Below are 25,967 nucleotides of genomic sequence, written 5' to 3'. Positions count from 1 at the left end.
TCTGCGGATTAAACTCCGCAGGCCTTTTGATGGGAGACCGCCATGGCATATAAACAGACACGGGAACAGACCATATTTCAAAAGCAGCTGGAAAAAGCGGCAACCAGGAATATCGTTTTCCTGGTTTTTATCGGATGCATCTTTTTTTCGGCAGCAATATTCGGCATCAATTACTTAAACACGAGATTTAATGTTCAGGAACATATTGAATTTCTTACCAGCACCTTTCAAACAGCCTACCATGCCACGGATACGTATTTGAATGATGCGGAAAACGACTCCATTTTTACACGGTGCATTGAGAACCGGACAGACGGGAGCGAGGTACGCTACTCCTTAAGCAAGTACAACGTCGACAGTCCGATACGCTTAAACCTAATTCTTACGGACAGCAACCATAATATCGTCTATACCAGCTACGGAAACGATGACATGAACCTGCACCGGATCGCATTTAACGGAATCGTCTGCGACAATACCGTGAAAAACGGGCCGGGCCTCTATCACACAGTGTACTATTTTACCGGAGATACCTCGGAATACGTCTTTTCCAGGCCGCTTTACCGTGACGGCCAGCTCATCGGGTTCGCAGGCGCGTATTTAAACGGCCATGACTGGGCCAGGCTGTTTTCCAATTACCAGTACGACAGCATCATCACTACGGCAAACGGGGATATTATTTTCTGCTCCCGCGAGGGGTTTCTCCCGGAACGGAATACCAATAAATTCCGGAATGAAGAACAGCAGCGCCTGGTCTTCCTCCATGGAAACCGGTATCTGCTTTCGTCCCACTTTTTAAAGGATGAAGGCGTTACGATCTATTCCTTCATCTATTATCCGAAAAATGTACTTTACCTGGCCATCGGTATTCTGACCATCGTCTTTCTGGGAGTCATCTGGTTTATCATGACTCAAAAGCTGTCCAAACTCATGGCGGAGAAAAATGCGCGGTCTGTCGGCATACTGGCCGATGAGATGAGAATTATACGCCATGGTGACAGCAGCCATATCATTGAGATTCATACCGGAGACGAATTCGAGGAGATTGCCAGTCAGATCAACCGGATGGTAAAGAGCATCAACGAGCTGAACACGCGCAACACCGATTTAATCCGTTTAAACAGCATGATCGAGATCAGCAACTTACAGACGCAGATCAACCCGCACTTTATCTATAATACGCTGGACACCATCAAATACCTGATCATGTCAGAGCCAGACAAAGCCGCGCACCTCATAGAAAAATTCACTCACATTCTGCGCTACAGCATCAATAACACGAAGCAGGATGTATTACTGCAGGAGGATATGAGGTATATCGAAGATTATCTCTATATCCAGAAAACCCGGTTCGGCGACCGTTTCCTCTGTGAGACCGCCATTGCCGGCGAATGTATGAGATACGACGTTCCGAAGCTTCTTTTGCAGCCTCTCATCGAGAACAGCATCAAATACGGTTTTAAGAAAAGGATGGAAATCCGCGTCACCATATGCGGCCGATGTGAGGGGGATTACCTCTATTTAAGTGTGGAGGACAACGGCCCGGGCGTTCCCCGGGCGACGCTGGAGACGCTGCGCGCCATGCTGCGGTCGGAGGAATTGAAAACCGAGCACAACGGTCTGCAGAACCTGGCCCGGCGCATTGTTCTGGAATACGGGGATAACAGCGAGATGACCATAGACAGCCGGGAAGGTGAGTATTTCCGGGTAGATATCAAATTAAAAAATAAGGAGAGGACAACTTGTACAGTGTAATATTGGTTGAGGATGAGGACATCATCCGAAGAGGAATCAGGAACTCCGTACCGTGGGAGGAATTTAACTGCAGTGTCGTCGGAGAGGCTCGAAACGGGGAAGAAGGCGGCGCTCTGATTGCGGAACGAAACCCGGACATCGTCATCACCGACATCAACATGCCGGTGGAGGATGGGCTCCAGATGATCGCCAGAACGAAAGACACCTATGATTACGTCGCCATCATCCTGACCGGCTACTCAGATTTTGAGTATGCCAGGGAAGCCATCCGAAACGGTGTTTCCTACTACGTACTCAAGCCCCTTGATATGGAGGAAATGAAGGAGGCTCTGGAACGGGCCGCTTTAGAGCTTAAAAACATCAGAATTCTGCGCCGGGAAATGGAGGACCGGGAAAAACTGAAGCATTCCGTTTTGATTCCGGAGACGGACGCCATGAGCGGTATGGACCCGGTTGCCGCCCGGATTCTGGATTTTATCGCCGGAAATTACGACCAGAAGATCGCGCTGGCTGATCTGGAGGAAGAGCTGCATTACTCGGAACGCTATTTAAACCAGCGGTTCCAGAAAGCTTTGGGTACTACCGTGATCGAGTATTTAAACCGGTATCGGATCCAGAAGGCGCTGGCCATGCTGGCAGATGAGGACAACGCCATTTCCGATATCGGGTGGAAATGCGGAATTGGGGACTACAAGTATTTCAGCTATGTCTTCAAAAAATATATGGGATGCTCCCCCAGGGAATACCGTTCAAAAATTCTATAAAGAAAGTAAAATACCGGACAAATCGCCAGATGTGTTCGGTATTTTTGCTGTTTGTTCGGAAATTCAGGTATTATCTTTTATGCATTTTTACTAAGATAGTGGTATCAACATCAATCAAAGGAGGATTTACTATGAAAAAAACAATTGCAGTGACAATGGCACTCACCATGACGGCAGCCGCTCTGGCCGGCTGTTCTTCTTCCTCTTCCGCACCGGCAACAACAGCGGCACCGAAGACGGAAGCCGGCAGCGAGGCGTCAGGGGATACCCAGGCAGCCGGGTCTGAGGAAAAAAAGGGCGGCGGAAAGTTAGTGGTTTACTCTCCCAACTCTGAAGGACTGATGAACGCGACGATCCCGCTGTTTGAAGAAAAATACGGCGTTGACGTGGAAGTGATCCAGGCCGGCACCGGAGAACTGGTCAAACGAATCCAGTCTGAGAAAAATGATCCGTATGCCGACGTACTCTTCGGCGGTTCCTGGTCTCTGGCCTTTGACAATGAAGACCTCTGGGAACCATACGTATCTCCCAACGACGCCGGTGTGCTGGATGCCTATAAGAACACCTGCGGTTTCATCACCGGCAACGTCCTCGACGGCAGCTGCTTAATCGTTAACACCGATTTAATCGGCGATATCAAGATCGAAGGCTATGCCGATCTGCTGAATCCGGAATTAAAAGGCAAAATCGCTACGGCCGATCCGGCCAACTCCTCTTCCGCCTTTGCGCAGCTGACCAACATTCTGCTGGCTATGGGCGGATATGAAGATGACGCGGCATGGAAATATGTAGAAGATTTATTTACCAACATCGACGGCAAGATCATCGAGAGCTCTTCAGGCGTTTACAAGGGAGTCGCTGACGGCGAGTATCTGGTAGGCCTTTCCTACGAGGATCCCTGTGCACAGCTTGTAAAAGACGGCGCTCCCGTGAAGATCATCTATCCGAAGGAAGGCAGCGTTTATCTTCCGGCTTCCGCAACCATCGTAAAGGGTGCCAAGAACATGGATAATGCAAAGCTGTTCATCGACTTCATCATCAGCGAGGAAGTTCAGAATATCTGGGGAACGACCCTGACCAACCGTCCGGTATTAAAAGACGCAAAAACCAGTGATTTCATGACGCCAATGTCTGACATCTACGTAATTGAAGAAGATATTCCATACGTAAGTTCTCATAAAAAAGAACTGGTAAACAAGTATACCGATATCTTCACAAGCATTGAATCAGCCAAATAAAGAGAATGAGAGGGCCGGAGGATAAAGATGAGTAAGATAATGATTAAGGACGCAGTTAAGAAGTATGGAAATAACACAGTCATCCCGGACTTAAATGCTACCATCAGGGACGGGGAACTCTTTACCCTCCTTGGGCCTTCGGGCTGCGGCAAGACCACACTTCTTCGTATGATCGCGGGATTCAATTCCATTGAGGGCGGCGATATCTATTTCAACGACACCCGCATCAATGATATGGACCCCAGCAGGCGGAATATCGGCATGGTTTTTCAGAACTATGCCATATTCCCCAACATGACGGTACGTGACAACGTTGCTTTTGGGTTGAAAAACAGGAAGATCGAAAAAGAAAAGATTAAGACTGAGACAGATAAATACTTAAATCTGATGCAGATTATGCAGTACGCGGAGCGCATGCCCAACCAGCTCTCCGGCGGCCAGCAGCAGCGTGTTGCGCTGGCCAGGGCGTTAGTCATCACGCCGGATGTTCTGCTGATGGATGAACCGTTATCGAATCTGGACGCCAAGCTCCGTCTGGAGATGAGAAGCGTGATCCGCCACACCCAGAAGGATGTGGGGATCACCACCGTCTACGTTACCCATGATCAGGAAGAGGCGATGGCCATCAGCGATACCATCGCAGTCATGAAGGACGGCGTCATTCAGCACGTCGGCACTCCCAAGGATATTTACCAGAGACCAAAGAATGTCTTTGTAGCCACCTTTATCGGCAGAACCAACATCATCCCCGCCCGTGTAGAAAACGGCGCCATCATTTTCAGCAGCGGGTACCGGGTGGAACTGGAGTGCTTAAAACAGGCGGGAAGCCAGGAGGTCCTATGTTCCGTACGTCCGGAGGAATTTGTCATCTCGCCGGAGGGAACGGAAGGAATCGCCGGTGTCGTAAAAGAATATACGTATCTCGGTTTAAATACCCACTACTTTGTGGAGACGGACGACGGACACGGAGTCGTGGAAATTGTGGAGGAATCTTCCATCGAAGATGAGCTGAAGCCGGGTCAGAGGGTACTTCTTCAGGTGAAGAAGCATAAGATCAATGTCTTTAACAAAGAAGGCAGCTTAAATCTTGTAAGGAGTGAGGCATATGAAGGATAATAGCAAATTCCGGCTGGACATATGGGGAATCATCACGCTGTGTACAATTGCAGTCTACGCCCTGTTTCTGATTTATCCTATGGCCCACTTAATCCAGCAGTCCGTCATAGACGGTGAGACAGGCCAGTTCTCCATGGCCAACTTTACCAAGTTTTTTTCTAAAAGTTACTATTTTAATACCCTGTTCAACAGCTTTAAGGTCTCCATCGCGGCAACGGTGCTGTCTATCGCAATCGGAACCCCTCTGGCCTATATCTTTTCCGTTTATAAGATTAAAGGAAAATCCCTGCTGAACATATTAATCATCGTGGCATCCATGTCCGCTCCGTTTATCGGTGCCTACTCCTGGATCCTTCTGTTAGGCAGAAGCGGCGTAATTACTACATTTTTCAGGAATATTGGAATCAACATACCGGATATCTACGGCTTCGGCGGCATCGTACTTGTCATGACGCTGCAGCTGTTCCCGCTGGTATTTCTGTACGCGAAGGGTGCTCTCAAAAACATCGATAATTCACTGGTGGAGGCGGCTAACAACCTGGGCTGTTCCGGATTAAAATGCTTTTTCAAGGTTGTAATTCCGTTGATCATGCCGACGCTTCTGGCCGCGGCCCTGCTGGTATTCATGCGTTCCTTCGCAGACTTCGGAACCCCCATGTTAATCGGCGAAGGCTACCGTACGTTCCCGGTCGTCCTCTATACGGAATTCATCAACGAGGTGGGAGGCAACGACGGATTTGCTGCTGCGATTGCGGTGATCGCCATCGTCGTCACGACCGTGGTCTTCCTGGCACAGAAATACGTATCCAATAAAAATGCATTTTCCTTAAATGCCCTGCATCCCATTGAGGAGAAGACGCCGAAAGGTCTTACCGGATTTCTGGCTCACGCTGCCTCCTACCTCATCGTGGGAATCGCAATACTGCCCCAGGTATACGTCAGCTATACGTCCTTTAAGAAGACGGAAGGAAAGATTTTCGTTTCCGGGTACTCTCTGGAAAGTTATGCCTCCGCGTTTGGAAAGCTGGGACGCAGCATTCAGAACACCATCATAATCCCCCTCTGCGCCCTCGTCATCATTGTACTTCTGGCGATCATGATCGCCTACCTGGTGGTCCGCAGAAAGAACGCGCTCACCAGCACGGTGGATATCATCTCCATGATCCCCTATATCGTGCCAGGCACCGTTCTCGGTATCGCACTGCTTACCGGCTTTAACAAAAAGCCTGTTATGTTAAGCGGAACCATGCTGATTATGGTGGTTGCCCTCGTAATCCGGCGTCTGCCCTACACCATCCGCTCCTCGGTGGCCATCCTGCAGCAGATCCCCATGAGTATCGAGGAAGCAGCCATCTCCCTCGGAGCCTCAAAAATGAAGTCATTTTTCAAAGTCACCGTACCCATGATGACGGCCGGAATCGTCTCCGGCGCAATCTTAAGCTGGGTTACCATGATCAGCGAACTGTCAACTGCCATCATCCTGTATACAGGCAGGACAAAGACCCTGACGGTCGCCGTTTACACGGAGGTCGTACGAGGCAACTACGGCATAGCAGCGGCGCTGTCCACCATACTGACTGTCCTGACGGTCATTTCACTCTTGATCTTCAACAGGGTAAATGGAGGGAAGGATCTGAGTCTGTAGCTAATAAAATCGTCTGCAGGATGTTATGCCAGATATGAGAAATCTTCTTATGCCCGGTCCGTTCATGTGAAAATCATGATAAGGCCGGGCATGATTTATGCTTTGCGGCAGCTTTTATCGTTGTTTTTCTGTTTTATTTCTGTTTTACTTCTGCTTTTCCTCGTTTCCTGCCTCCCTGTCTGTTCTCTCCACTTGACAATCCCGGCATTTTTCGTTATACTGTTATACATATATATAACAGTATAACAGGAGGCCTCTCCATGGATTTTCAGAATGACCAGCCGATCTATATCCAGATCGGAACCTTCATAAAAGAGCAAATCATAATCGGAACCATACGTCCCGGAGAGAAGCTGCCTTCCGTGAGGGAATACGCGGTCTTTTTCGAGGTCTCCCCGCTTACGATTCACCGGACCGTCCAGTATCTGGAGTCGGAGGGAATCATTGAGACCAGAAAAGGCATCGGCAGCTTTGTCCGAACCGAGATACAGGAAAGACTTTCGGAAGACATGGTAACAGGAATCATTCAGGACTTTATAGTCCGGATGCATCACTGCGGGCTGACAGATGCCCAGATCAAAGCCGCAGTTTCACAGGAACTGGAAGGAGGTCTGAAATGAGAATGGAACAGATGACAGCAGATACCGTTCTGCTGAAGCTGCAGAATGTCACCAAAACGCGAAATGGCTGGAAGGTCTTAAACCACGTTACTGCCGAGGTCCGCGAAAACCGGATCATTGGAGTCATAGGCGACAACGGAATTGGAAAGTCCACGCTTTTAAAACTGATGGCCGGGCTGCTGAAGCCGGACGAAGGCCGGATTATCCGTGGAGAGGCGGCCATCTCCTATATTCTTTCAGGAAGCCACTTTTACGACTGGATGAACGCAGACGACTGTGTAAGATTCTATGAGGATTTTTACTCCGACTTTGACCGGGAACACGCCCTGATGCTTCTGGAGCAGTCGAAGATCGACCGCAGGACGCGGCTCTGCCGTCTTTCCAGGGGGAAGCAGGAACGGCTCTGCATGATTCTTGGACTGTGCAGATACAGCCGCCTCTATCTTTTCGACGAACCCTTCGACGGAATTGATCCCTATTTTAAAAAGGATATGAAACGCTTTCTTCTGGAAAATATGGCAGACAACAGTTCCATCGTTATGGCGACTCACCTTTTGAAAGATTTGGAGTCCCTGTTTGACGAGGTCATATTTCTCGCTGACGGACGAGTCTGGCAGATGGAGACAGAAGAAATCAGAACGAAGCACCACAAATCCGTAGAACAGTATTATCTGGAGGAGATATGCCATGATTAGAGTATGGAAAGCCATAAAATGGCAGATTCAGGCGGTATTTCATGAGATTCGGACAGCGGCGGCATTTTTCCTGGTCCTGAATGCAGTGTTATTGCTTCTTCCGCTTTCCGTCTGCCAAATCATCGATAACATGGCAGGATTCGCCGTCGTGTTCATAAGTGTCTGTTATGCCGCCTCCCTGCTTATGGCGCTCTTTTACGGAATGAACTGCATGCCGGAAAAACCGGATGCCCGCCAGAATGAGCTCTGGCGCCTGGCTGAGCCCAATCCGTGGCTGCGTATCTTCTCTCGGCTGACCGCAGTCGCCGTTTTGATGGCTGTCTCCTTTTTGAATGGTCAGGCCGGTACCATCCTGATGCAAAAATTTGCGGACGCCAACCACTCCTACTTTAGAATGGAGATGAATGGCAGCATCCCCCGCGCGTTCCTGCAGTTCGCTGTTTTCCTTCCGCTGCTGTATCTTTTTTTGACGCTGTTTTCCCGCCGAAGACAGAACGGTCATGGTACGGCCCTTACACTGATCGCGGCACTGATCCTTGGACAGATAGTATACGACATGTTAAAAAGCCTTTCCCTCATAGCCGCCATTCCGGCAGGGATCCTGCTTGTTATCTTCCTGTTCTGGCAGACCGGTAAACTGGAGGCTCAGAGAGATGTCATTTAGCTTTATTGATAAAAAACTGCCTCCAGGTCCTGGTACCTGGTTTTTCAACGATCCGCCTTTTCGCTACAGCGCCCGGTTATTCTTCCGGTACTCCTTCGGCGACATCTGATACCGCTCCTTAAAGATCCGATAAAAATAACTCGTGTTGTCGTATCCCACTGCCAGCGCCACATCCGCCACTGCCAGCCGCGTATTTAAAAGAAGAAACGCGGCCTGATTCAGCCGTTTGATCTGGAGAAGTTCCTTATACGTTCTTCCTGTCAGCCGCTTTACCATCCGGCTCAGCCAGTAGATGTCGTATCCCAGCATCGAGGACAGCTCGGTCAGTTCACCATCCCGGTAATTCTCGTCGATATATCCCAGCACCTGAAAAATCAGCCTCTGGTCGAAGCCCTCCGAGGTGTGACTGATCTTATCGGTATAGTGCATCAGCTGAAGGAACAGGAGCCCCATGGTAATCTGATTGATGCTCCGCTTGTTGGGCTGGTCGTTGAGCAGCGTCCATACCATATTTTCCACCAGATTCTGCACCGGAAGCACATCCGCCACCTTAAAATGCAGAAAACTGGCATACCGGGTGTCGTTGCACAAGCATCCCACCAGAAAATCCCGCAGCAGATTTTCTTCCTCCCCCATCATCTCAAAGGCAGTATCGAAAAATTCCGGCAATATAATGAAGTTCACGGCAACATCGCCCTCACCGGCAGGCAGAATCTCCTGGGTGGCGTGCTGATTTAAAAAGAGCAGCTCGCCGGTACGGAGAACGACAGTCTCCCCGTCGATCACATGGGTGGTTTCCCCTTTGCACATATAGATCACTTCGATATAGTTGTGTTTATGTTTTGGAAAATGAACAAACCGGGTGTGCGGCCGGATGCGGATCAGTTTTCCGTGCTCCAGCATCTTCCCGCTGTCAATATGAAAAGCACCTCTCACTTCCATTTGGCGGGATGTAACGAGTTCGTCTCCCTTTGTGTACCGTGTCCTGTCAATCTCCGTGCGACCGTTTAAAATCTCCCGCTCTTCTTCCGTAATCACACTGAGCCGCTCCAGCATTTCCTGATTCACTGCACCGCCCCCTCTTCTCTGCCGATTCTCAACGCCTCATCTCCGGCTGCTCTTCCGTTACTCTCCCCACTCAATCATGTTCTTCCAGCGCGCTTCCTTCATGGCATCGGCCTCCACCACATAGGCATGGCCATCATCCGTATCAGCCATCAGCCGAAAGACGGGAGTTCCGTCGTCGGACGTATCGGAAATCCACCTTGCATCCGGAACAATCACTCCTTTTTCCACCGTCATAGTCCAGGTAGTCGATTCTCCGCTCCCGCTGTCATCAGGGAAAGTCCCTCTCTCCGGTGTCTGGCGGGAAGAGGTATAGGTGATCTCCCCCTCCATCAGATCGTTTGAAAAGGTCCCTTTCTTCACCGTTTTTTTTGCCCCGTCCCCGGTTACACCCTCATAATAATCGTAACCGCACTCTCCGGGGCCTTCCATGACGCCATCCACCCATGTTCCGTCGGAGTAATCGTAACGGACTCCTTCATCCAGTGTAATCGCCTGAAGGGCCACACACTGCCCCGACGGCTTTCCGTCTTTAAACGTACCGTAGAAGACAGTTCCCGCACGCTGGAACACGAGGCCGAAGCCATCCGCCTCGTCCTTCATCACACTTCCATCATACAGACAAATCTCATCCGCCAGTTTTCCAAAAAATAAATCCTGAAATGCAGACTCATTCTCGTTCAGCACTCTCGCTGCTCCCTCTAAGTCATTGGCGCGCAGTTTTTCCTCCAGCAGCTTCAAAAGCTGTTCTTCCGTATAAGTAAGCGCAATCTCATGTACCGCGGTCTCTTCTATTTTTGACTCCTCGATGGATTCCTGCACCTCTTTACTGGCAATCTCCCTCTCGACCTGATGAATGGATTCCTCCATGCTGGCCCTTAAATATCCCGATATCCGAACGTTTCCAAGAATACCTACAACAAGCAGTAAAACCACAATTACAGCGGCTGCTCCGGCAGCCCTTAACGGAATCTTCACTATTACTCCTCCTGTTCTCCATCCGATGACCAGGCCGCACGAAGCAGCCGGATTCCCTCTTTAATCGCATCTTCACTGAGCATCGCATACCCCAGGATTACAGTAGGCGCCACCACCGCCTTCCCCTCCCGGATCAAATAGGAAGACAGACCGTAAACCTTTACCCCCGCACGTTTCGCAGACTCCACCAGCCACTTCTCCGTTCTGTTCTTCTTATCGGTCAGAAGCAGATGGAGGCCCGCATACTCTCCTTTTACTGCAAATTGATGTTCAAACGGCTTTAAAGCTCCGATCAGCGCGTCGTGTTTTGCCTTATACACGGCCCGCATCCGGTTTAAATGGCGCTCATAGCAGCCGCTCACCATAAACTGGTACAGGATATTCTGATCGATCCTGGACACCGTAGATGTATAAAAATTCACCCGCTCCTTATAGACCGCCAGAAGCGGCTTCGGAAGCACCAGGTAGCTTACCCGGATCGCCGGCGCTATGGATTTTGAAAATGTTCCGCTGTAGATAACCCGTTCCCTTCCATCCATTCCCTGAAGCGCAGGGATTGGTTTTCCTTTATACCGGAACTCACTGTCATAGTCATCCTCGATCAGATAGCGTCCCTCTTTTTTATAGGCCCAGGAAAGCAGTTCCTGCCGCCTTTTGACCGGCATCACAATTCCTGTCGGATACTGATGGGACGGCATCACATAGGCGATATCCGCCCCGCTTCCCTCAAGCAGGGAAGTCTCCAGACCGGAGCCGTCCATCTCCACAGGCACCACCGGGTATCCCAGACTCTCGAAGACGCGGTACGCCTGTTTGTAGGTGGGATTTTCCATGGCTATGGTATGATCCGGCCCCAGAATACGGGAAAGCAGCATCAGTAAGTATTCTGTTCCTGCGCCGACTACAATCTGCTCCGCTGTGCAGTTCACACCTCTGGCTGAATGGAGGTATCCCCGGATCGCCTCACGAAATGCGGGTTCCCCCTGTGGATCCCCTGTGGCAAACATCTCCTTGTTGTCGTCCACCAGCGTAATCTTCGTGATCTTTCTCCACGTATTAAAGGGAAAACTGTCCAGATCAACGCCGCGCGGCGAAAAATCCACCCGGTATTCCCCCTCTCCGGCTGCTGCCGGCTGGCTGTCTCCCGGCACTTCCCACGGATACATTCCAAAAAACGGGCTTTCTCCCCCGTTCTCCTGCCCCGTGTCCACCAGTTCCTCGATACGCGACACAAAGTATCCTTTACACGGCACCGATTCAATATATCCTTCCGACAGCAGCTGTTCGTACGCCATCTGCGTCGTGCTCCTGCTGACCTTCAAATGCTCCGCGAGCAGACGGGTCGACGGAAGACGGGTGGGGGACTTTAAATTTCCCTTCTTAATCTCTTCTCTGATATATTCGTAAATCTGTTCATAATAAGGCATCCCTGAATGACTGTCCAGAGGGATCATAAGTTCCACTGCTCCACCTCCTTAAGACTGAAGTGTAAACGCACGTTGCCGCCGCAGCCTCCACGGTGTATCACAGTACCTGCCGCCTGCATGTATAAAAAGTGCCGCGGGATCAGTCCTTCCGGCCCGTCACCGCAGTACGGTCCGGCCAGGTCAACAACATATCCCCCGCGGCATCTTTCATTGCCTGTTTATCAATTCAGTATCGTCTTTTCAAACATTCTGTTCTATCTTATTCGCTTCTCTGCCGCATAATTCCGCAGCTTCGGGCGAAACTTCTATTTCGTAATCTTAAAGGAGCTCTTTAAGGACACGATCCGGTTAAATACCAGATGCTCCGGCGTGCTGTCCTTACAGTCGGCGCAGAAAAAGCCATTTCTCACAAACTGGTAGCTGTCATACGGCTTCGCCTCGGCAAGCGCCGGTTCCACATAGCAATTCTTGATAATGGTAAGGGAATTCGGATTTAAATTCAGGCTTCCATCCTCATTTAACTTACCCTTCTCCTCATCCACAATGTTCTCATAAAGGCGGCATTCTACGGATACCGCAGTCTTAGCGGCTACCCAATGGATGGTTCCCTTTACCTTTCTGGCCGTAAATCCGGAACCGCTCTTCGTCTCCGGGTCGTACGTACAGTGAACCACAGTTACATTGCCGTTCTCGTCCTTCTCGCATCCGGTACAGGTCACGAAATAGGCATTCATCAGGCGGACCTCATTACCCGGGAAGAGACGGAAATACTTCTTAACCGGTTCTTCCATAAAATCTTCCCGCTCGATGTAGAGTTCCTTTCCAAAGGGAAGTTTTCTCTCTCCCAGCTCCGGATTCTCCAAATTATTAGGAGCGTCTAAATATTCAATCGTATCTTCCGGATAGTTGTCAATCACCAGCTTCACCGGATCTAAAACAGCCATCATTCTCGGCTTCTTTAACTTTAAGTCCTCGCGGATACAGTACTCCAGCATGGCGTAATCCACGGAGCTGTTCGCCTTGGACACACCTACCAGATCCACAAACATGCGGATGGCTTCCGGCGTATAGCCTCTTCTTCTCAGCGCTGCGATGGATACGAGACGCGGATCATCCCAGCCGTCCACAATTCCGTCTTCCACCAGCTTCTTGATATAACGCTTTCCGGTTACCACGTTCGTTAAGTACAGCTTGGCGAACTCGATCTGACGCGGCGGGTTCTCAAATTCACATTCTCTCACCACCCAGTCATACAGCGGCCTGTGATCCTCGAACTCCAGAGTACAGATTGAATGCGTGATATGCTCCACAGCATCCTCAATCGGATGGGCAAAGTCATACATCGGATAGATGCACCACTTGTCTCCGGTATTGTGATGGCTCATGCGGGCCACACGGTAAATGACCGGATCGCGCATGTTGATATTCGGGGAGGCCATATCGATCTTGGCGCGGAGCACTTTTTCTCCGTCCTGATACTTTCCTTCCTTCATCTCCTCGAAAAGCCTTAAGTTCTCTTCGATGCTCCGGTTCCGGTACGGACTCTCTTTTCCGGGAGTCTTAAAATCGCCGCGGTACTCGCGGATCTCCTCCGCGGATAAATCACAGACAAATGCTTTGCCCTTCTTGATTAAGAAGACCGCGCACTCATACATCTGCTCAAAGTAATTGGACGCAAAAAACAGCCTGTCCTCAAAATCGGCGCCCAGCCACTTTACATCCTCTATAATGGATTCTACAAATTCCGTCTTCTCTTTTGTCGGATTCGTATCATCAAAACGAAGGTTAAACTGTCCGCCGTACTTCTTAGCCAGTCCGTAGTTTAACAAAATGGACTTAGCATGTCCAATGTGTAAATATCCGTTGGGTTCCGGCGGGAATCTGGTCTGCACGTGGGAATAAACCCCTTCTGCCAGATCCTTATCTATCTCCTGCTCGATAAAGTTTTTAGAAACAACCTCTTCTTTTTCCGCAGTTTCTAATACTTCTCTGTTTTCTTCCATCCTGTTTCCTCCATATAAATAGTCCCAATAATATGGTATCATATCATATTTGGGAGAAATAGGAAAGGGGGAATGAGAATTTCTCGCGGAAACAATGATACTTGCATTCCTATGATCCTTGCAATAAAATAGTGATATTAGAGTACATGGACTATCAGAGAGGAAAAGTTATGAAAAATTACGGAGAAGAGAATAAGGATTTTTGGTTTACAATACTGAGGGCTGAAGATCCAGGGGCATTCTGGCATCTGGAACTGGAAATTATTTTTATTCTGAAGGGAACCGGACGGGTCTGTTTTGAAAACACCCAATCGGCTTATGAGTTAAACGAAGGGGATATTTTCACAGTCAACAGTTTTCAGCTGCGTATACTGGAACTGGATAAGGAAGCGCAGGCCATCTCTCTGATGATTTCTCCGCACCTTCTGTTCTCTATAAGCTCAGAAACCATGCAGGGGTACATTGACTGCCGGTCTTTTCTCTACGGGGATGACAGACAGGAAAACTTTGATATTTTAAGAAGAGACTTTGCGAATGTTTTCAGTCAGCAGAATAAAAGTGAATATGGCCGTTCCATATATTTAAAAAGTAAGATTGCCGTTCTTCTGGAAAACTTAACACGTCTCTTTCTGGATGATTCAAAATCCTCCTTTAATGGAAGCGGAAGGGAACGGCTCAAGTCAGCTGTTGATTATATTCAGCACCATTATAAAGAAAATATTAAATTATCTGATCTGGAAGATCAGACTTATTTAAGCAGTTCTTATATTTCTCACAGCTTTCAGAAGTATCTGGGTATGTCTTTCAAAACGTATCTCACTCAGATACGTCTTGCTCAGGCGACACTGCTGCTGCATGGAGACCGTACAATTACGGAGGTTGCTTCAGAAAGCGGGTTTTCCACAATAAACTCACTGATTAAGGCGTTCAACCAATACAAGGGCATGTCCCCTGGCGAATACAGGAGGCGTTTAAAAAAAGAAGGGCGGGGAGATATTCATTTTGACAACGGAGCGGAATATGGTATTTCTGATGTATTTTCAACGTTGATGAGGTATGCAGATGACAGTGATACACATACCGGAGAGAACTCCCCACAGGAAACAGTATTGGCGGTTTCTGTTGATATGAACAGCAAAAAACAGCGGCTTTCCATGCACTGGAAACGTTTAATTAACGCCGGATATTCTAAAAATCTTGTTAACGGGACCCTTCAGGAGGAAATCCGCAGAATACAACTGGATATAGGATTTGAATATATCCGATGTAAGGGGATCCTGGATGATGACATGTGCCTGTATCGTAAGGACTTAATTGGAAATCCTGTCGTTAATTATCATTATATTGATGAGGTTATCGACTTTATTCTGTCCGTCCATGCAAAACCTATGCTGGAATTAAGCCATATGCCAAGTATTATGGCAAAGCATAAAACCATGCTGTCCATGCGATCACTCATTATATCAATTCCTGAGGATATGGACCTGTGGGAAACTCTGATTTATAATTTAGTCAGCCATTTAAATCAGAGATATGGAACCGCAAACGTAAAAAAATGGCTTTTTTCTTTGTGGGCTCTTTTGGATTATGAAAATCTTAACTATATAACGATGGAAGAATATTCGTTAACTTATCAGGCTGCGTACAGAGCAGTCAAATCTGTATGCTCTGACTTTCTTATTTGCGGTCCCGGCTGTGAAAATTACAAGAAATATCTGCCATGGTACATTAAAATGTGCAGGGAAAACCACTGTATGCCTGATGTACTGACTTTTCGCTCCTTCGCAACAGTTGCTCCGGAAGAAGAAAAAGACGAATTAAAGCTTTGGGGAAATGGAGAAAGCCTTTTTATGTCGGTCAGCGACGATGAGGATATCCTTTTTCATTCCGTTCAGAATATACGCCGCATACTTAAGCAGGAACATTTAGAGAATATGCCCGTCATTGTGGAAGAATGGAGCAATAATATATGGCAGAAAGATTACTGTAATGATACGTGCTACAAATCAGCGTTTATTTTTAAGGGAATCCTTGAAAATAACGAGCATCTCAATGGCATCGGCTATTTTTCAATTAACGACAGGCTGGAGGAAGCACCTCCTTCCGGAGAGTTATACCATGGAGGTTTCGGCCTGTTTACAAGAAACAACATCCCAAAAAGCGGATACAGCGCAATGAAGCTTCTCTCACAGATGGGGGAATATCTCATTCAGAAGGGCAAGGGCTATTATATTACAGAATCTGATCATGAAATTCAGGTGTTTTTATACAATTATTGTCATTATGATATGCTTTATCGCTACAGGCATACTGTAAATATGAGTAAAACAGACAGATACCAGGTATTTAACCGTAAAGATTCCTGTGTTATCAATATTCAGTTGGACCATATGGATCCTGGAACCTATGTGTTTAAACATTACAGTATCAGCCCTGCCGGAGGAAGCAGCTATGATGCATGGATCCAGATGGGAGCACCGGATACGCCGGACAGTGAAGAACTTCTCCTGCTAAACAATCTGTCTCAGCCCAGTTATAAGACGTGGCAGACAGAACTGTTGCCTGGAAAATCGTCATTAAATATTAAAGCCGGTCTTCTGCCCCATGAGGTTCAGCTTTTTAAAATCTTTAAAAAATAAAAACAACCGGGAGAGGATACACCGTGATTGTCAGAGCGGTGTATCCTCTTTTTTCTGTCTGTACAAATATTCTGCTTTTTTATTGTCAAAATCTGCTGTCTTCATCAAATTATTTTCGTATCACCCCAAAACACGACATGAAATTGCGACAAAACAGCAAAAACGATATAGAAGCCGTTTGTCTATTTTTGTATAATTGTGTTAAACCAATTGGTAACAAACTGATACTTGGAGTATAAATATGACTAATCATAATTTTCCATCACAGCCCGCCGCGGATACTCATGATTTTGGACAGGGAAGTATCTCAAAAACCATACTGCACCTTGCTCTTCCCATGACGCTGGCACAGCTGATTAATATTTTGTACAGCGTCATTGACCGCATGTATATCGGCCGTCTTACATCGGCAGCGACGCTTGCACTTACAGGAATTGGCCTGACTCTTCCTGTTGTATCATTGATTATGGCTTTTTCTTCCCTATTCTCCACAGGCGGCGCGCCTCTATGCTCGATCGCACGCGGCAGGGGGGATATACAGGAAGCAGAAAAAATAATGGGAACTTCAATGTCTATGCTCATTGTCATCGGGATTCTTCTTACCGTTATTCTTTATTTATTCAAGAAGCCCGTTCTCTATTTATTGGGCGCCAGCAGCCAGACATTTTCTTATGCTGACCAGTATCTCAGCATTTACTTAATCGGAACTGTTTTTGTTATGATTTCTCTTGGCATGAACAGTTTTATCAATACACAGGGCTTTGCCCGTACAGGTATGCTTACAATTCTTATAGGGGCGGTTTTAAATATAATTTTAGATCCGATTTTCATTTTTTTACTTAATATGGGAGTTCAAGGTGCCGCCCTGGCTACAATTATCTCCCAGGGTGTATCCGCTGTATGGATTGTCTGTTTTTTAACAGGAAAGAAAACAATTCTCAGACTAACTTTAGCATCCATGATCCCCGATTTCAGACTGACATGTAAAATATGCACACTGGGGCTCTCCGGTTTCATCATGTCCGCGACTACAAGTGCGGTCCAGATGGCGGCAAATACAAGCCTTCAAGCCTGGGGCGGTGATATCTATGTAGCCATTATGACTGTTTTAAACTCCGTACGTGAGATAATCACCATGCCTGTAAGCGGATTGTCTAATGGTGCACAGCCGGTGATTGGTTTTAATTATGGGGCTAATAAATATCAACGTGTCCGTGATGGTATTAAATTTATGGGGCTGTCTGGGGTTCTCTATACTTTGGCCGCATGGGGTATCATTTTTACCTTCCCAGAATTTTTTATCCGGCTTTTTAATAACGACCCGGTGCTGCTGGCAAAAGGGATTCCTGCCCTGCGTATCTATATCTTCGGATTTTTTATGATGTCCCTTCAATTTTGTGGACAATCTACGTTTGTAGCTCTGGGCAAAGCCCGCTATGCGGTGTTTTTCTCACTGCTGCGCAAGATTATCATTGTTATTCCGCTGACATTCATTCTTCCCCATGTGGGAGGTCTTGGCGTTAACGGTATCTTCCTTGCCGAGCCAATTTCAAATTTTATTGGCGGCCTGACCTGCTTTGGCACAATGTATTTCACTGTTTATAAAAAGTTAAAAAAGAAAGAACAGATAAAAGGGGGAAATCTGTAATGACTGAAAAAACAAAAAAAGTAACTGTAGACCATGTAGAAAAGATAAGTACCTTCGAAAAAACCGCTTATGGCTGCGGTGATCTGGCCAGCAACCTGATTCTTATCCTAGTCACTTCCTACGTAACTTTCTTTTACACAGATGCACTGGGGCTAAACGCTGCTATTATCGGCAGTATTATGATGTTCTCGCGTTTTGCTGACGGTTTTTCAGATATGCTTATGGGGTACATTATGGACCGTGTGCGCACCAAATACGGTAAGGCGCGGCCGTGGCTGCTCTGGCTGGCCATTCCAATCTCAGTAGCCACCGTGCTTATCTTTCTCGTACCTAACACAGGAATAGTCGGAAAGTACGTATATGTGACAATTACCTACAACCTTGTAACCACTGTTCTCTATACGATGATCAATATTCCTTACGGAACATTGACCTCCTTAATGACCCGGGATCAAAATCAACGGACAGTAATTAATGTTTTCCGTATGCTGATGGCCCAGATCGGCTCTCTGATTATAAATGCATGTACTCTTCCTCTGGTAAATGCCATGGGCGGAAGCAGCAATCAGAAAAGCTGGGTTATCGTTTCTATCATTTATGGTCTGTTGGCGGCTGCTCTGTTCCTGCTCTGCTTTGGAAAAACAAAGGAAAGAGTCACTGTCTCTATGGAACGGAAAGAAAAACTTAAATTCACAACCGCATTTAAACTGATTATGAAAAACAATTACTGGCTTATGCTTGTGGCCGCCTGGGTAAGTTCAGCACTCAGTCTGGCCTTCAGCGGAGCTGTTGGGGCCTACTATGCAAAGTATATTCTTAACAACGAGAACCTTGTCGGGATTTTGAACGCAGCCACAATCCTGCCTTCACTCGTCTGCATCTCCCTGGTCGCTCCATTAAGTAAAAAATATGGAAAAACAAGTGTGGCTATCTGGGGAAGCGTGATTAATCTTGCTGGCCAGGTACTTATGATTCTCTATCCGGAAAATACAACATGGCTGATTATCTGTTCCCTGCTAAAAGGCGTTGGAAACGGTTTCCGCTCTGGTACAATCTTTGCAATGGTAGCAGATACAATCGAATACGGAGAATGGAAAACTGGCATTCGTGTCGAAGGCATGCTTTATTCCAGCACAACTTTTGGTTCAAAGATCGGATTTGGTATTGCAAGTGCTATTGCTCTCGGTATTGTAGGAGCTGCGGGGTATGACGGTCTTGCTGCAGTGCAGACTGAAAGCGCTGTCGCAGCAATTAAAGCAATTTACCTCTATGTCCCGATTCCATTCCTCATATTAATTCCGATTATCTATATCTTCTATAAGCTGGATAAAATTTATCCTCAGGTAATGGCGGATCTTCAGGAACGCGAGGCAGCTTTAAAAAAAGCCAACAACAATTAATAAAATATAATTAACAGGAGGAAATTTATATGGCTAAAAATTTTCGTTACGATGATGTTCCGATTGTGAACACAACAAGTGGAAAACTAAAAGGATATTTTTGGGAGGGCGAATACATTTTCAAAGGAATTCCCTATGCGCAGGCAAAGAGGTTTCAGATGCCGGAAGACGTAACGCCCTGGGAAGGAATTAAAGAGGTGACATCTTACGGATTTGTATGTCCTCTCTTAACTTCTGAAACACCTAACGGGGAACTTCTTGTTCCCCACCGCTACTGGCCGACAAATGAGAATTGCCAGAATTTGAATATCTGGACAGAGTCTTTATCACCCGAAGCCAGAAAACCTGTTGTTGTGTGGCTTCATGGAGGCGGTTATTCAGCAGGGTCAGCCATAGAACAGGTTGCTTATGATGGTTTTAACCTGTGTATGGAGGGGAATATCGTGGTTATCACGTTAAATCACCGATTAAATATTCTTGGATATCTTGATCTCTCTCCATTCGGTGAGAAATACGCAAACTCCGGAAATGCCGGACATGCAGATATCGTGGCAGCTTTAAAATGGATTCATCATAATATTACGGCTTTTGGCGGTGATCCTGATAATATAACTGTATTCGGACAGTCCGGCGGTTCGATGAAAGTTGCCGATTTGATGCAGATTCCTGCTGCAGACGGATTGTTCCACAAGGGGCTGATGATGAGCGGTTCTGCCGCGGAATATATACAGCCGGAATGTCACACAATGCCTCTGTGGAAGCTTTTGGGTATGCGCCATGACGAAAACGGCAGATTCCTTGCCGGTGGCCATGGAGACGGAACATCAATTGTTACGGCACTTCTTAAAGAACTGAATATAGACAATGTGGAACAGCTTGAAACCCTGCCATACGATGAACTTGCGAAAGCCTATATCAAAGTCAGTCCGACAGTTATTCAGGAAGGCGGCTATATCGGCGGTGGACCTCAGAGGAGTGACTATTATTACGGTGCTCCTTTGGATGTGGGGTTCCGGGAACATGCATATGAAATTCCTCTTATGATTGGTACCGTATTCGGTGAAGTTACCTTTAATCCGCCTGAATTCAACAAATATGAATTGACAAATGAAGAAATCCGAGAAATCATTGCAAAAACATACGGGGAATATACCGATGAAGTAATTGAAGCCTTTTCTAAGGCTTATCCAGGAAAGAATCCAACAGATGTTCTTTCTCTTGACAGATTTTTACGTCAGCCTTCCAAGAAGATAGCAAAAATGCATGCAGATGGTAAACAGGCTCCTACCTATATTTATAATTTCACACTGGATTTCCCATTCCAAAACGGCAAGACAGCATGGCACTGTTCAGACCTCCCGTTTATATTCAATAATACAGATAAAGTAGAAGTCTGCAATATTCCAGGCATTTCTGATAAACTGGAAAAGCAGATATCCGGCGCATTAATTGCTTTTGCAAGAACAGGCTGTCCGGAACATGAAGACTTACCAGCATGGCCGCCTGTAACTCCGGAAAATATTCCAACCATGATCTATGACCGGACATGTGAAGTCCGTTATAATTATGATGATGAATTACATGCATTAATCGATCGTATTCTACAGCCGTTTAATTTAATTAATCTGGTATTTCAGGATCAGAATTTCCAGCATTAATGTTTCTTCTTTATTTCAAAACAGCCGGGCAGAAAGGGTGGGGTAACCGCCCTTTCTGCCCGGTTGTTTTTGGTATGGTAATATTTAACACCGTGCTACAGCATCCCACTCACTCCTGCGCGTATCATACTGTTCATTTAACCAGTCCACCACGGCCAGCCTTCCCTCTTCTGTAAATGGAAAAGAATTTTTCACCTTAGCGGTCTCAGGGGTCGCTTCGAAGCAATACGGTTCCGGATAGACAACTGCTTCAAACTGGTCTTCGGATTTTATCACGCGGTAGCGCATTCCCTTAAAGCTGCCTGTATAGGCTTCTTTCTTGAAAAATGCCATCGGCACAAATGACTCTTTTTTTACTGCTTCCATGCGTTAAATACCTCCCTTTTCTCTACACTTTATTTCCTGCCCGGAGTCCCGTGTCCGCTTCTCCCGGCTTATTCCTGATCACCGGCCGGATCTTTTCCGTCTGCCTTCCTCAGGTTTTCATAGATTCTGGAAACAAGGCTGATGACTGTATCCATCTCCTCATCTGAAAAACCGTCCATCATCTCTTCTTCCAGACCCTCAAATGTATCCTTCACCTTTACCGCCATCTTTTTTCCCTCTTCCGTCAGAGAGATTAAGAAGGAACGGCGGCACTGAGGATTGTCGTTTCTGATAATATATCCCATGGCTTCCAGACGGTCCAGCGCACGCGACAGCGTGGCCGGTTCGATACAGCATGCCTCTGCAAGCTCTTTCTGCGTTATATGATCTTTGATGAACAGCTGGCTTAATACCCTGGGCTGCCCTGCAATCAGCCCCATATCGGTCCATACCGGATGGATCCGCCTCTTTCTGGCCATCTCAGTACGGAACATTAAGTCTCTGACCTCCTGTTTTCGGTCCATTCTTTTGATACCGCCTTTCTTATCTCTAACGATCCAACGTCACTTATTATGCCCTTTTTTTTAACAGATTTCAAGTGTTTTTCACTCCAATTCAAACTGCCCCGTATAGAGCCGGTAATACCGCCCTTTTTGCTCCAGCAGTTCCTCGTGGCTGCCACGCTCCATGATCCTTCCGTGCTCCAGGACCATGATGGCCTTAGAATTGCGCACCGTAGAAAGACGGTGGGCGATGACGAACACCGTACGCCCCTCCATCAACGCATCCATGCCGTTTTCGATCAGACGCTCCGTCCTCGTATCGATGGAGCTGGTCGCCTCATCCAGCACCAGAACCGGCGGGGAGGCCACTGCGGCCCGTGCGATTGCCAGAAGCTGCCTCTGTCCCTGGGACAGATTTGCACCATCACTTTCCAATACGGTCTCGTATCCCTCTGGAAGACGCCGGATAAAGGAATGCGCGTTGGCAATCTTTGCAGCACGAATCACGTCCTCCTCTGAAGCTTCCAGATTTCCGTACCGTATGTTCTCCGCGATGGTACCGGTAAACAAGTGGGTATCCTGTAGGACAAATCCCAGTGAACGCCGCAAGTCTGCCTTCCTGATCTTTGTGATGTCGATTCCGTCATAGGTGATCACCCCGCCCTGAATCTCATAGAACCGGTTGATCAGGTTGATGATGGTCGTCTTCCCGGCGCCCGTGGATCCTACAAATGCAATCTTCTGTCCCGGCTTTGCAAAGAGGCTGATGTCGTCGAGAATCTTTTTCTTCTCATTGTAGCCGAATACCACATGTTCAAAACGAACATCACCCGTTAACGGAACGAGAGTACTTTTTCCTCCCTCCTCATCCGTGATTTTCCACGCCCACAGTCCGCTCTTCCGGCTGCATTCGCCCAGAGTTCCATCCGGCTTTTCCTCCACCCGGCACAGAGTTACGGTGCCCTCATCCACCTCCGGCTCCTCATCCATCATTTCAAAGATGCGCTCCGCACCGGACAGAGCCGCCAGAATGAAATTGACCTGCTGGGTGCATTGATTGATCGGCATGGCACTCTGACGGACGTAGACCAGATAGGAAGCCAGACTTCCGATGTCCATAAGGCCGGCCAGTGCAAACAGTCCGCCCACACAGGCGGAAACCGCATAATTAAAATAGGAAATACTGACGACGACAGGCACCATTAAGCCGGAATAGGCCATTGCGTTGGTCGACGCCTGGCGAAGACGCTCATTTTTCCTGCAAAATTCCTCATAATCCTTCTTCTCGTGGTTAAAGACCTTTTCCACCTTCTGTCCGCCCACCATCTCCTCAATGAAACCATTGATCTCCCCCAAATACTTCTGCTGTTCCATGAAATATTTCCGGCTCCGTTTACTATTGAACCGGATAAACAGAAACATGAGCGCCATACAGCCCAGTACGATAAGTGACAGCCGGAAACTCAGAATCACAATCATCACCATCGTGCCAACAGTTGTGATAAAGCTCTGGATCAGCAGTGTAAAGCTGTTGTTCAGCGCCTCCGCGATCGTATCCACATCGTTCGTAAAATGACTCATCAGCTCCCCATGGGTATGGGAGTCGAAATACGCCAGTGGAAGCGTCTGCGTATGATTAAAGAGATCTTTTCGTATTTCCTTTACAATCTTCTGCGACGTTTTCACCATCAGCCGGTTATACCCCAGCGTGGCCGTTGCTCCCACCGCATACATCACCCCCATAAAGACCAATGCCTTTACGAGTCCCGGAATATCCTTCGGAATGATGTAATTGTTAATGACCGGCTTCAGCATATACGTTCCAAATACACTGGCAAGGCTGCTGACAATCACCAGAATTCCCACGGCAAACATGGAAAATTTATGTCTCCCCATATAGGAAATGAGCCGCAGCAGCGTCTTTTTTGTATTCTTCGGTTTCTTATAGCCAATATATTTTGCCATTATAAGCTCACTCCCTTCTGCGGAAGTTCTCCCTCACTGCCGTCTGGCAGGAAATGCTGGGAAGAATAGATTTCCTGGTAGATGGGATCAGAGGCCAGCAGGCTCTTGTGAGTGCCTGCCGCATGAACCTTTCCGTCTTCCATGATAATGATCTGATCTGCTTCCTGCACAGAGGTGATCCGCTGGGCAATGATGATCTTCGTCATATCCGGAAGGCTCTCCCTTAACCCTCTTCGGATTCCTGTCTCAGTGGCCGTATCCACAGCGCTGGTAGAATCATCGAGAATCAAAATCCTGGGCCGCTTTAAGACAGCCCTTGCGATGCAGAGCCGCTGCTTCTGGCCGCCCGATAAGTTCACCCCGCCCTGATCGAGATACGTATCGTACCCATCCGGGAAACGCTCCACGAATTCAGCCGCCCCGGCGATTTTACACGCCCACTCCATTTCCTCCCTCGAGGCATCCTCTTTTCCCCATCGCAGATTATCTTCGATCGTTCCGGAAAACAGCGTGTTTTTCTGAAGAACAACGGCTACCGCATCGCGCAGGTGCTCCAGCGGATACGATTTCACCGGTTTTCCGTCGATGCGCACCTCCCCCTCCGTGGCTTCATAAAGTCTTGGAATCAGCTGGACCAGCGTCGTCTTCGCCGAGCCGGTACCGCCGATAATTCCCACCGTCTGCCCCGGCTTTATGTCGAGACTGACATCGGACAGGACGTATTCCTTTGCATTCTTCTTATATTTAAATGATACGTGGTCGAAGGTGATTCCGCCCTTCTCCACGACCAACGGTTCACTGCTCTCATCCTTAATCTCAATCTCCTCATCCAGGACTTCCAGAATACGTTTTCCCGAGGCCATGGAACGGGTCACCATCATAAACACATTGGAAATCATCATCAGAGAGTTGAGAACCTGAAGGACATAGCTTAAGAAACCGGTGAGCTCTCCCACCTGCATTCCTCCGGTAAAAATCAAGCTGCCGCCAAACCACAGAATAGACACGATGGTGGCATACATCACGTACTGCATGGCGGGCATGTTCATACAGGCCAGGCCGAACGCTCTCTCCGACACCGTCTGCAGTTCCGAGTTGACCGCATCAAATTTTTCCATCTCATAGCCTTCCCGGACATACGCCTTGACCGCCCGGACCGCAGTTAAATTCTCCTGTACAATGCGGTTTACCAGATCAACGCTCCTCTGCATCCTGGAATACAGCGGCCTCACATGGCTGATGATGGTAAACAGGATAATCCCGAGAAGCGGAGCCGCCACCAGGAAAATCAGTGCCAGCCTGGCATTGATGGAAAATGAAAGGCAGAGCGCTGTCACCATCATCACAGGAGCACGCACGACGGGTCTGAGGCCAGTGGTCACAGCGTTCTGAATCACCGTCACATCGCTGGTAAGCCTCGTAACGAGGGAGGAAGTGGTAAAATGATCTGTATTGGAAAAAGAAAAGCTCTGGATCTTCTGATATTCCGCCTTCCTGAGCTCCGCTCCCAGCCCCTGGCCGCACAGCGCCGCGAATCTGGAATATGCAGCTCCAAGCCCCAGCGCCATAAGCGCCAGTATGCACATCTCGATTCCCTTCGTGATAATGTAACTCCTGTCTCCGTTTGCCACGCCCACATCGATAATATCCGCCATAACCAGCGGAATCACCAGTTCGAACATAACCTCCAAAGCCACGCACGCACAGCTGAAAAGCCCGTATTTCCGGTAATCCTTCATATAACCGTAGAATCTTCGAAACATGTCTGCCTCCATCTCTTCACTTGCAGTTTCAACTGTTGCAATCGCAACAATTTCT

20 protein-coding genes are annotated in these 25,967 nt (G+C 47.8%); 12 read left to right on the top strand and 8 right to left on the bottom strand.

All coding sequences use genetic code 11. From position 1 onward, the window contains the following. The first annotated feature begins 42 nt into the window (after window positions 1–42). From NE473_RS10250 to NE473_RS10215, 8 genes are all read left to right on the top strand, one after another. On the top strand, window positions 43–1,755 hold the full coding sequence (locus NE473_RS10250; protein WP_006772209.1) for a sensor histidine kinase: 1,713 nt from the start codon (window positions 43–45) through the stop codon (window positions 1,753–1,755). Further along, window positions 1,743–2,519 (top strand): response regulator transcription factor, encoded by a 777-nt coding sequence (locus NE473_RS10245; protein WP_006772208.1) that lies wholly within the window; start codon window positions 1,743–1,745, stop codon window positions 2,517–2,519. The genes NE473_RS10250 and NE473_RS10245 overlap by 13 nt, the downstream gene beginning before the upstream one ends. A gap of 131 nt (window positions 2,520–2,650) precedes the next feature. Further along, the gene (locus NE473_RS10240) at window positions 2,651–3,757 is read left to right on the top strand and encodes an ABC transporter substrate-binding protein (RefSeq protein WP_022032175.1); all 1,107 of its coding nucleotides are present in this window, start codon (window positions 2,651–2,653) and stop codon (window positions 3,755–3,757) included. Between the two features lie 27 nt (window positions 3,758–3,784). After that, window positions 3,785–4,873 (top strand): ABC transporter ATP-binding protein, encoded by a 1,089-nt coding sequence (locus NE473_RS10235; RefSeq protein ID WP_055650558.1) that lies wholly within the window; start codon window positions 3,785–3,787, stop codon window positions 4,871–4,873. Next, the gene (locus NE473_RS10230; protein ID WP_006772205.1) at window positions 4,863–6,518 is read left to right on the top strand and encodes an ABC transporter permease; all 1,656 of its coding nucleotides are present in this window, start codon (window positions 4,863–4,865) and stop codon (window positions 6,516–6,518) included. Before NE473_RS10235 ends, NE473_RS10230 begins: the two co-directional genes overlap by 11 nt. Before the next feature lie 260 nt (window positions 6,519–6,778). Continuing rightward, window positions 6,779–7,138 (top strand): GntR family transcriptional regulator, encoded by a 360-nt coding sequence (locus tag NE473_RS10225; protein ID WP_055650557.1) that lies wholly within the window; start codon window positions 6,779–6,781, stop codon window positions 7,136–7,138. Then, window positions 7,135–7,833 carry an ATP-binding cassette domain-containing protein gene (locus NE473_RS10220; RefSeq protein ID WP_055650556.1) on the top strand — a complete coding sequence of 233 codons (699 nt, stop codon included), beginning with the start codon at window positions 7,135–7,137 and terminating at the stop codon, window positions 7,831–7,833. The genes NE473_RS10225 and NE473_RS10220 overlap by 4 nt, the downstream gene beginning before the upstream one ends. After that, window positions 7,826–8,497, top strand: coding sequence for a hypothetical protein (locus NE473_RS10215; protein ID WP_055650555.1), 672 nt, complete (start codon window positions 7,826–7,828; stop codon window positions 8,495–8,497). The genes NE473_RS10220 and NE473_RS10215 overlap by 8 nt, the downstream gene beginning before the upstream one ends. Before the next feature lie 63 nt (window positions 8,498–8,560). Here NE473_RS10215 and NE473_RS10210 read toward each other — a convergent pair whose 3' ends face one another. The 4 genes from NE473_RS10210 to NE473_RS10195 form a co-directional block, all read right to left on the bottom strand. After that, window positions 8,561–9,565, bottom strand: a complete 1,005-nt coding sequence (locus NE473_RS10210) for an AraC family transcriptional regulator (RefSeq protein ID WP_022032170.1) — start codon at window positions 9,563–9,565, stop codon at window positions 8,561–8,563. Window positions 9,566–9,622: 57 nt separating this feature from the next. Then, window positions 9,623–10,540 carry an MORN repeat-containing protein gene (locus NE473_RS10205; RefSeq protein WP_055650554.1) on the bottom strand — a complete coding sequence of 306 codons (918 nt, stop codon included), beginning with the start codon at window positions 10,538–10,540 and terminating at the stop codon, window positions 9,623–9,625. 2 nt (window positions 10,541–10,542) lie between these two features. Beyond that, window positions 10,543–12,003, bottom strand: a complete 1,461-nt coding sequence (gene pdxR, locus NE473_RS10200) for a MocR-like pyridoxine biosynthesis transcription factor PdxR (protein ID WP_022032169.1) — start codon at window positions 12,001–12,003, stop codon at window positions 10,543–10,545. 269 nt (window positions 12,004–12,272) lie between these two features. Continuing rightward, the gene (locus tag NE473_RS10195) at window positions 12,273–13,970 is read right to left on the bottom strand and encodes a glutamine--tRNA ligase/YqeY domain fusion protein (protein WP_006772197.1); all 1,698 of its coding nucleotides are present in this window, start codon (window positions 13,968–13,970) and stop codon (window positions 12,273–12,275) included. 170 nt (window positions 13,971–14,140) lie between these two features. Between NE473_RS10195 and NE473_RS10190 the strand changes: the two genes are divergently transcribed. The 4 genes from NE473_RS10190 to NE473_RS10175 all read left to right on the top strand — a co-directional run bounded on the left by NE473_RS10190 (window position 14,141) and on the right by NE473_RS10175 (window position 21,315). After that, window positions 14,141–16,609, top strand: a complete 2,469-nt coding sequence (locus NE473_RS10190; RefSeq protein ID WP_055650553.1) for a GH39 family glycosyl hydrolase — start codon at window positions 14,141–14,143, stop codon at window positions 16,607–16,609. 241 nt (window positions 16,610–16,850) lie between these two features. Continuing rightward, window positions 16,851–18,257, top strand: a complete 1,407-nt coding sequence (locus tag NE473_RS10185) for an MATE family efflux transporter (RefSeq protein ID WP_055650552.1) — start codon at window positions 16,851–16,853, stop codon at window positions 18,255–18,257. Then, window positions 18,257–19,657 (top strand): MFS transporter, encoded by a 1,401-nt coding sequence (locus tag NE473_RS10180; RefSeq protein ID WP_055650551.1) that lies wholly within the window; start codon window positions 18,257–18,259, stop codon window positions 19,655–19,657. Before NE473_RS10185 ends, NE473_RS10180 begins: the two co-directional genes overlap by 1 nt. A gap of 29 nt (window positions 19,658–19,686) precedes the next feature. Beyond that, a complete protein-coding gene (locus tag NE473_RS10175; protein WP_055650550.1) occupies window positions 19,687–21,315 on the top strand; it encodes a carboxylesterase/lipase family protein in 1,629 nt (542 codons plus the stop codon). Between the two features lie 84 nt (window positions 21,316–21,399). On the opposite strand, the gene NE473_RS10170 is transcribed toward NE473_RS10175, so the two are convergent. The 4 genes from NE473_RS10170 to NE473_RS10155 all read right to left on the bottom strand — a co-directional run bounded on the left by NE473_RS10170 (window position 21,400) and on the right by NE473_RS10155 (window position 25,912). Then, window positions 21,400–21,681 (bottom strand): hypothetical protein, encoded by a 282-nt coding sequence (locus NE473_RS10170; RefSeq protein ID WP_055650549.1) that lies wholly within the window; start codon window positions 21,679–21,681, stop codon window positions 21,400–21,402. Between the two features lie 68 nt (window positions 21,682–21,749). Next, the gene (locus NE473_RS10165) at window positions 21,750–22,205 is read right to left on the bottom strand and encodes a MarR family winged helix-turn-helix transcriptional regulator (RefSeq protein ID WP_022032949.1); all 456 of its coding nucleotides are present in this window, start codon (window positions 22,203–22,205) and stop codon (window positions 21,750–21,752) included. 81 nt (window positions 22,206–22,286) lie between these two features. Next, on the bottom strand, window positions 22,287–24,149 hold the full coding sequence (locus tag NE473_RS10160; protein WP_055650548.1) for an ABC transporter ATP-binding protein: 1,863 nt from the start codon (window positions 24,147–24,149) through the stop codon (window positions 22,287–22,289). Continuing rightward, the gene (locus NE473_RS10155; protein ID WP_055650547.1) at window positions 24,149–25,912 is read right to left on the bottom strand and encodes an ABC transporter ATP-binding protein; all 1,764 of its coding nucleotides are present in this window, start codon (window positions 25,910–25,912) and stop codon (window positions 24,149–24,151) included. The genes NE473_RS10160 and NE473_RS10155 overlap by 1 nt, the downstream gene beginning before the upstream one ends. Between the last annotated feature and the right edge of the window lie 55 nt (window positions 25,913–25,967).

The sequence above is a fragment of the Hungatella sp. SL.1.14 genome (genome assembly GCF_024460495.1).
Taxonomy (GTDB): domain Bacteria; phylum Bacillota; class Clostridia; order Lachnospirales; family Lachnospiraceae; genus Hungatella; species Hungatella hathewayi.
Note: the sequence above shows the minus strand (reverse complement) of the source record. Positions and strands in the feature narration are given on the sequence as shown.

Excerpts from the sequence above, each read along its gene's own strand:
- NE473_RS10250 (WP_006772209.1), top strand. The coding sequence starts at position 43 with ATGGCATATAAACAGACACGGGAACAGACCATATTTCAAAAGCAGCTG.
- NE473_RS10240 (WP_022032175.1), top strand. The coding sequence starts at position 2,651 with ATGAAAAAAACAATTGCAGTGACAATGGCACTCACCATGACGGCAGCC.
- NE473_RS10235 (WP_055650558.1), top strand. The coding sequence starts at position 3,785 with ATGAGTAAGATAATGATTAAGGACGCAGTTAAGAAGTATGGAAATAAC.
- NE473_RS10230 (WP_006772205.1), top strand. The coding sequence starts at position 4,863 with ATGAAGGATAATAGCAAATTCCGGCTGGACATATGGGGAATCATCACG.
- NE473_RS10225 (WP_055650557.1), top strand. The coding sequence starts at position 6,779 with ATGGATTTTCAGAATGACCAGCCGATCTATATCCAGATCGGAACCTTC.
- NE473_RS10220 (WP_055650556.1), top strand. The coding sequence starts at position 7,135 with ATGAGAATGGAACAGATGACAGCAGATACCGTTCTGCTGAAGCTGCAG.
- NE473_RS10215 (WP_055650555.1), top strand. The coding sequence starts at position 7,826 with ATGATTAGAGTATGGAAAGCCATAAAATGGCAGATTCAGGCGGTATTT.
- NE473_RS10195 (WP_006772197.1), bottom strand. The coding sequence starts at position 13,970 with ATGGAAGAAAACAGAGAAGTATTAGAAACTGCGGAAAAAGAAGAGGTT.
- NE473_RS10190 (WP_055650553.1), top strand. The coding sequence starts at position 14,141 with ATGAAAAATTACGGAGAAGAGAATAAGGATTTTTGGTTTACAATACTG.
- NE473_RS10185 (WP_055650552.1), top strand. The coding sequence starts at position 16,851 with ATGACTAATCATAATTTTCCATCACAGCCCGCCGCGGATACTCATGAT.
- NE473_RS10180 (WP_055650551.1), top strand. The coding sequence starts at position 18,257 with ATGACTGAAAAAACAAAAAAAGTAACTGTAGACCATGTAGAAAAGATA.
- NE473_RS10175 (WP_055650550.1), top strand. The coding sequence starts at position 19,687 with ATGGCTAAAAATTTTCGTTACGATGATGTTCCGATTGTGAACACAACA.
- NE473_RS10170 (WP_055650549.1), bottom strand. The coding sequence starts at position 21,681 with ATGGAAGCAGTAAAAAAAGAGTCATTTGTGCCGATGGCATTTTTCAAG.
- NE473_RS10165 (WP_022032949.1), bottom strand. The coding sequence starts at position 22,205 with ATGGACCGAAAACAGGAGGTCAGAGACTTAATGTTCCGTACTGAGATG.
- NE473_RS10160 (WP_055650548.1), bottom strand. The coding sequence starts at position 24,149 with ATGGCAAAATATATTGGCTATAAGAAACCGAAGAATACAAAAAAGACG.
- NE473_RS10155 (WP_055650547.1), bottom strand. The coding sequence starts at position 25,912 with ATGTTTCGAAGATTCTACGGTTATATGAAGGATTACCGGAAATACGGG.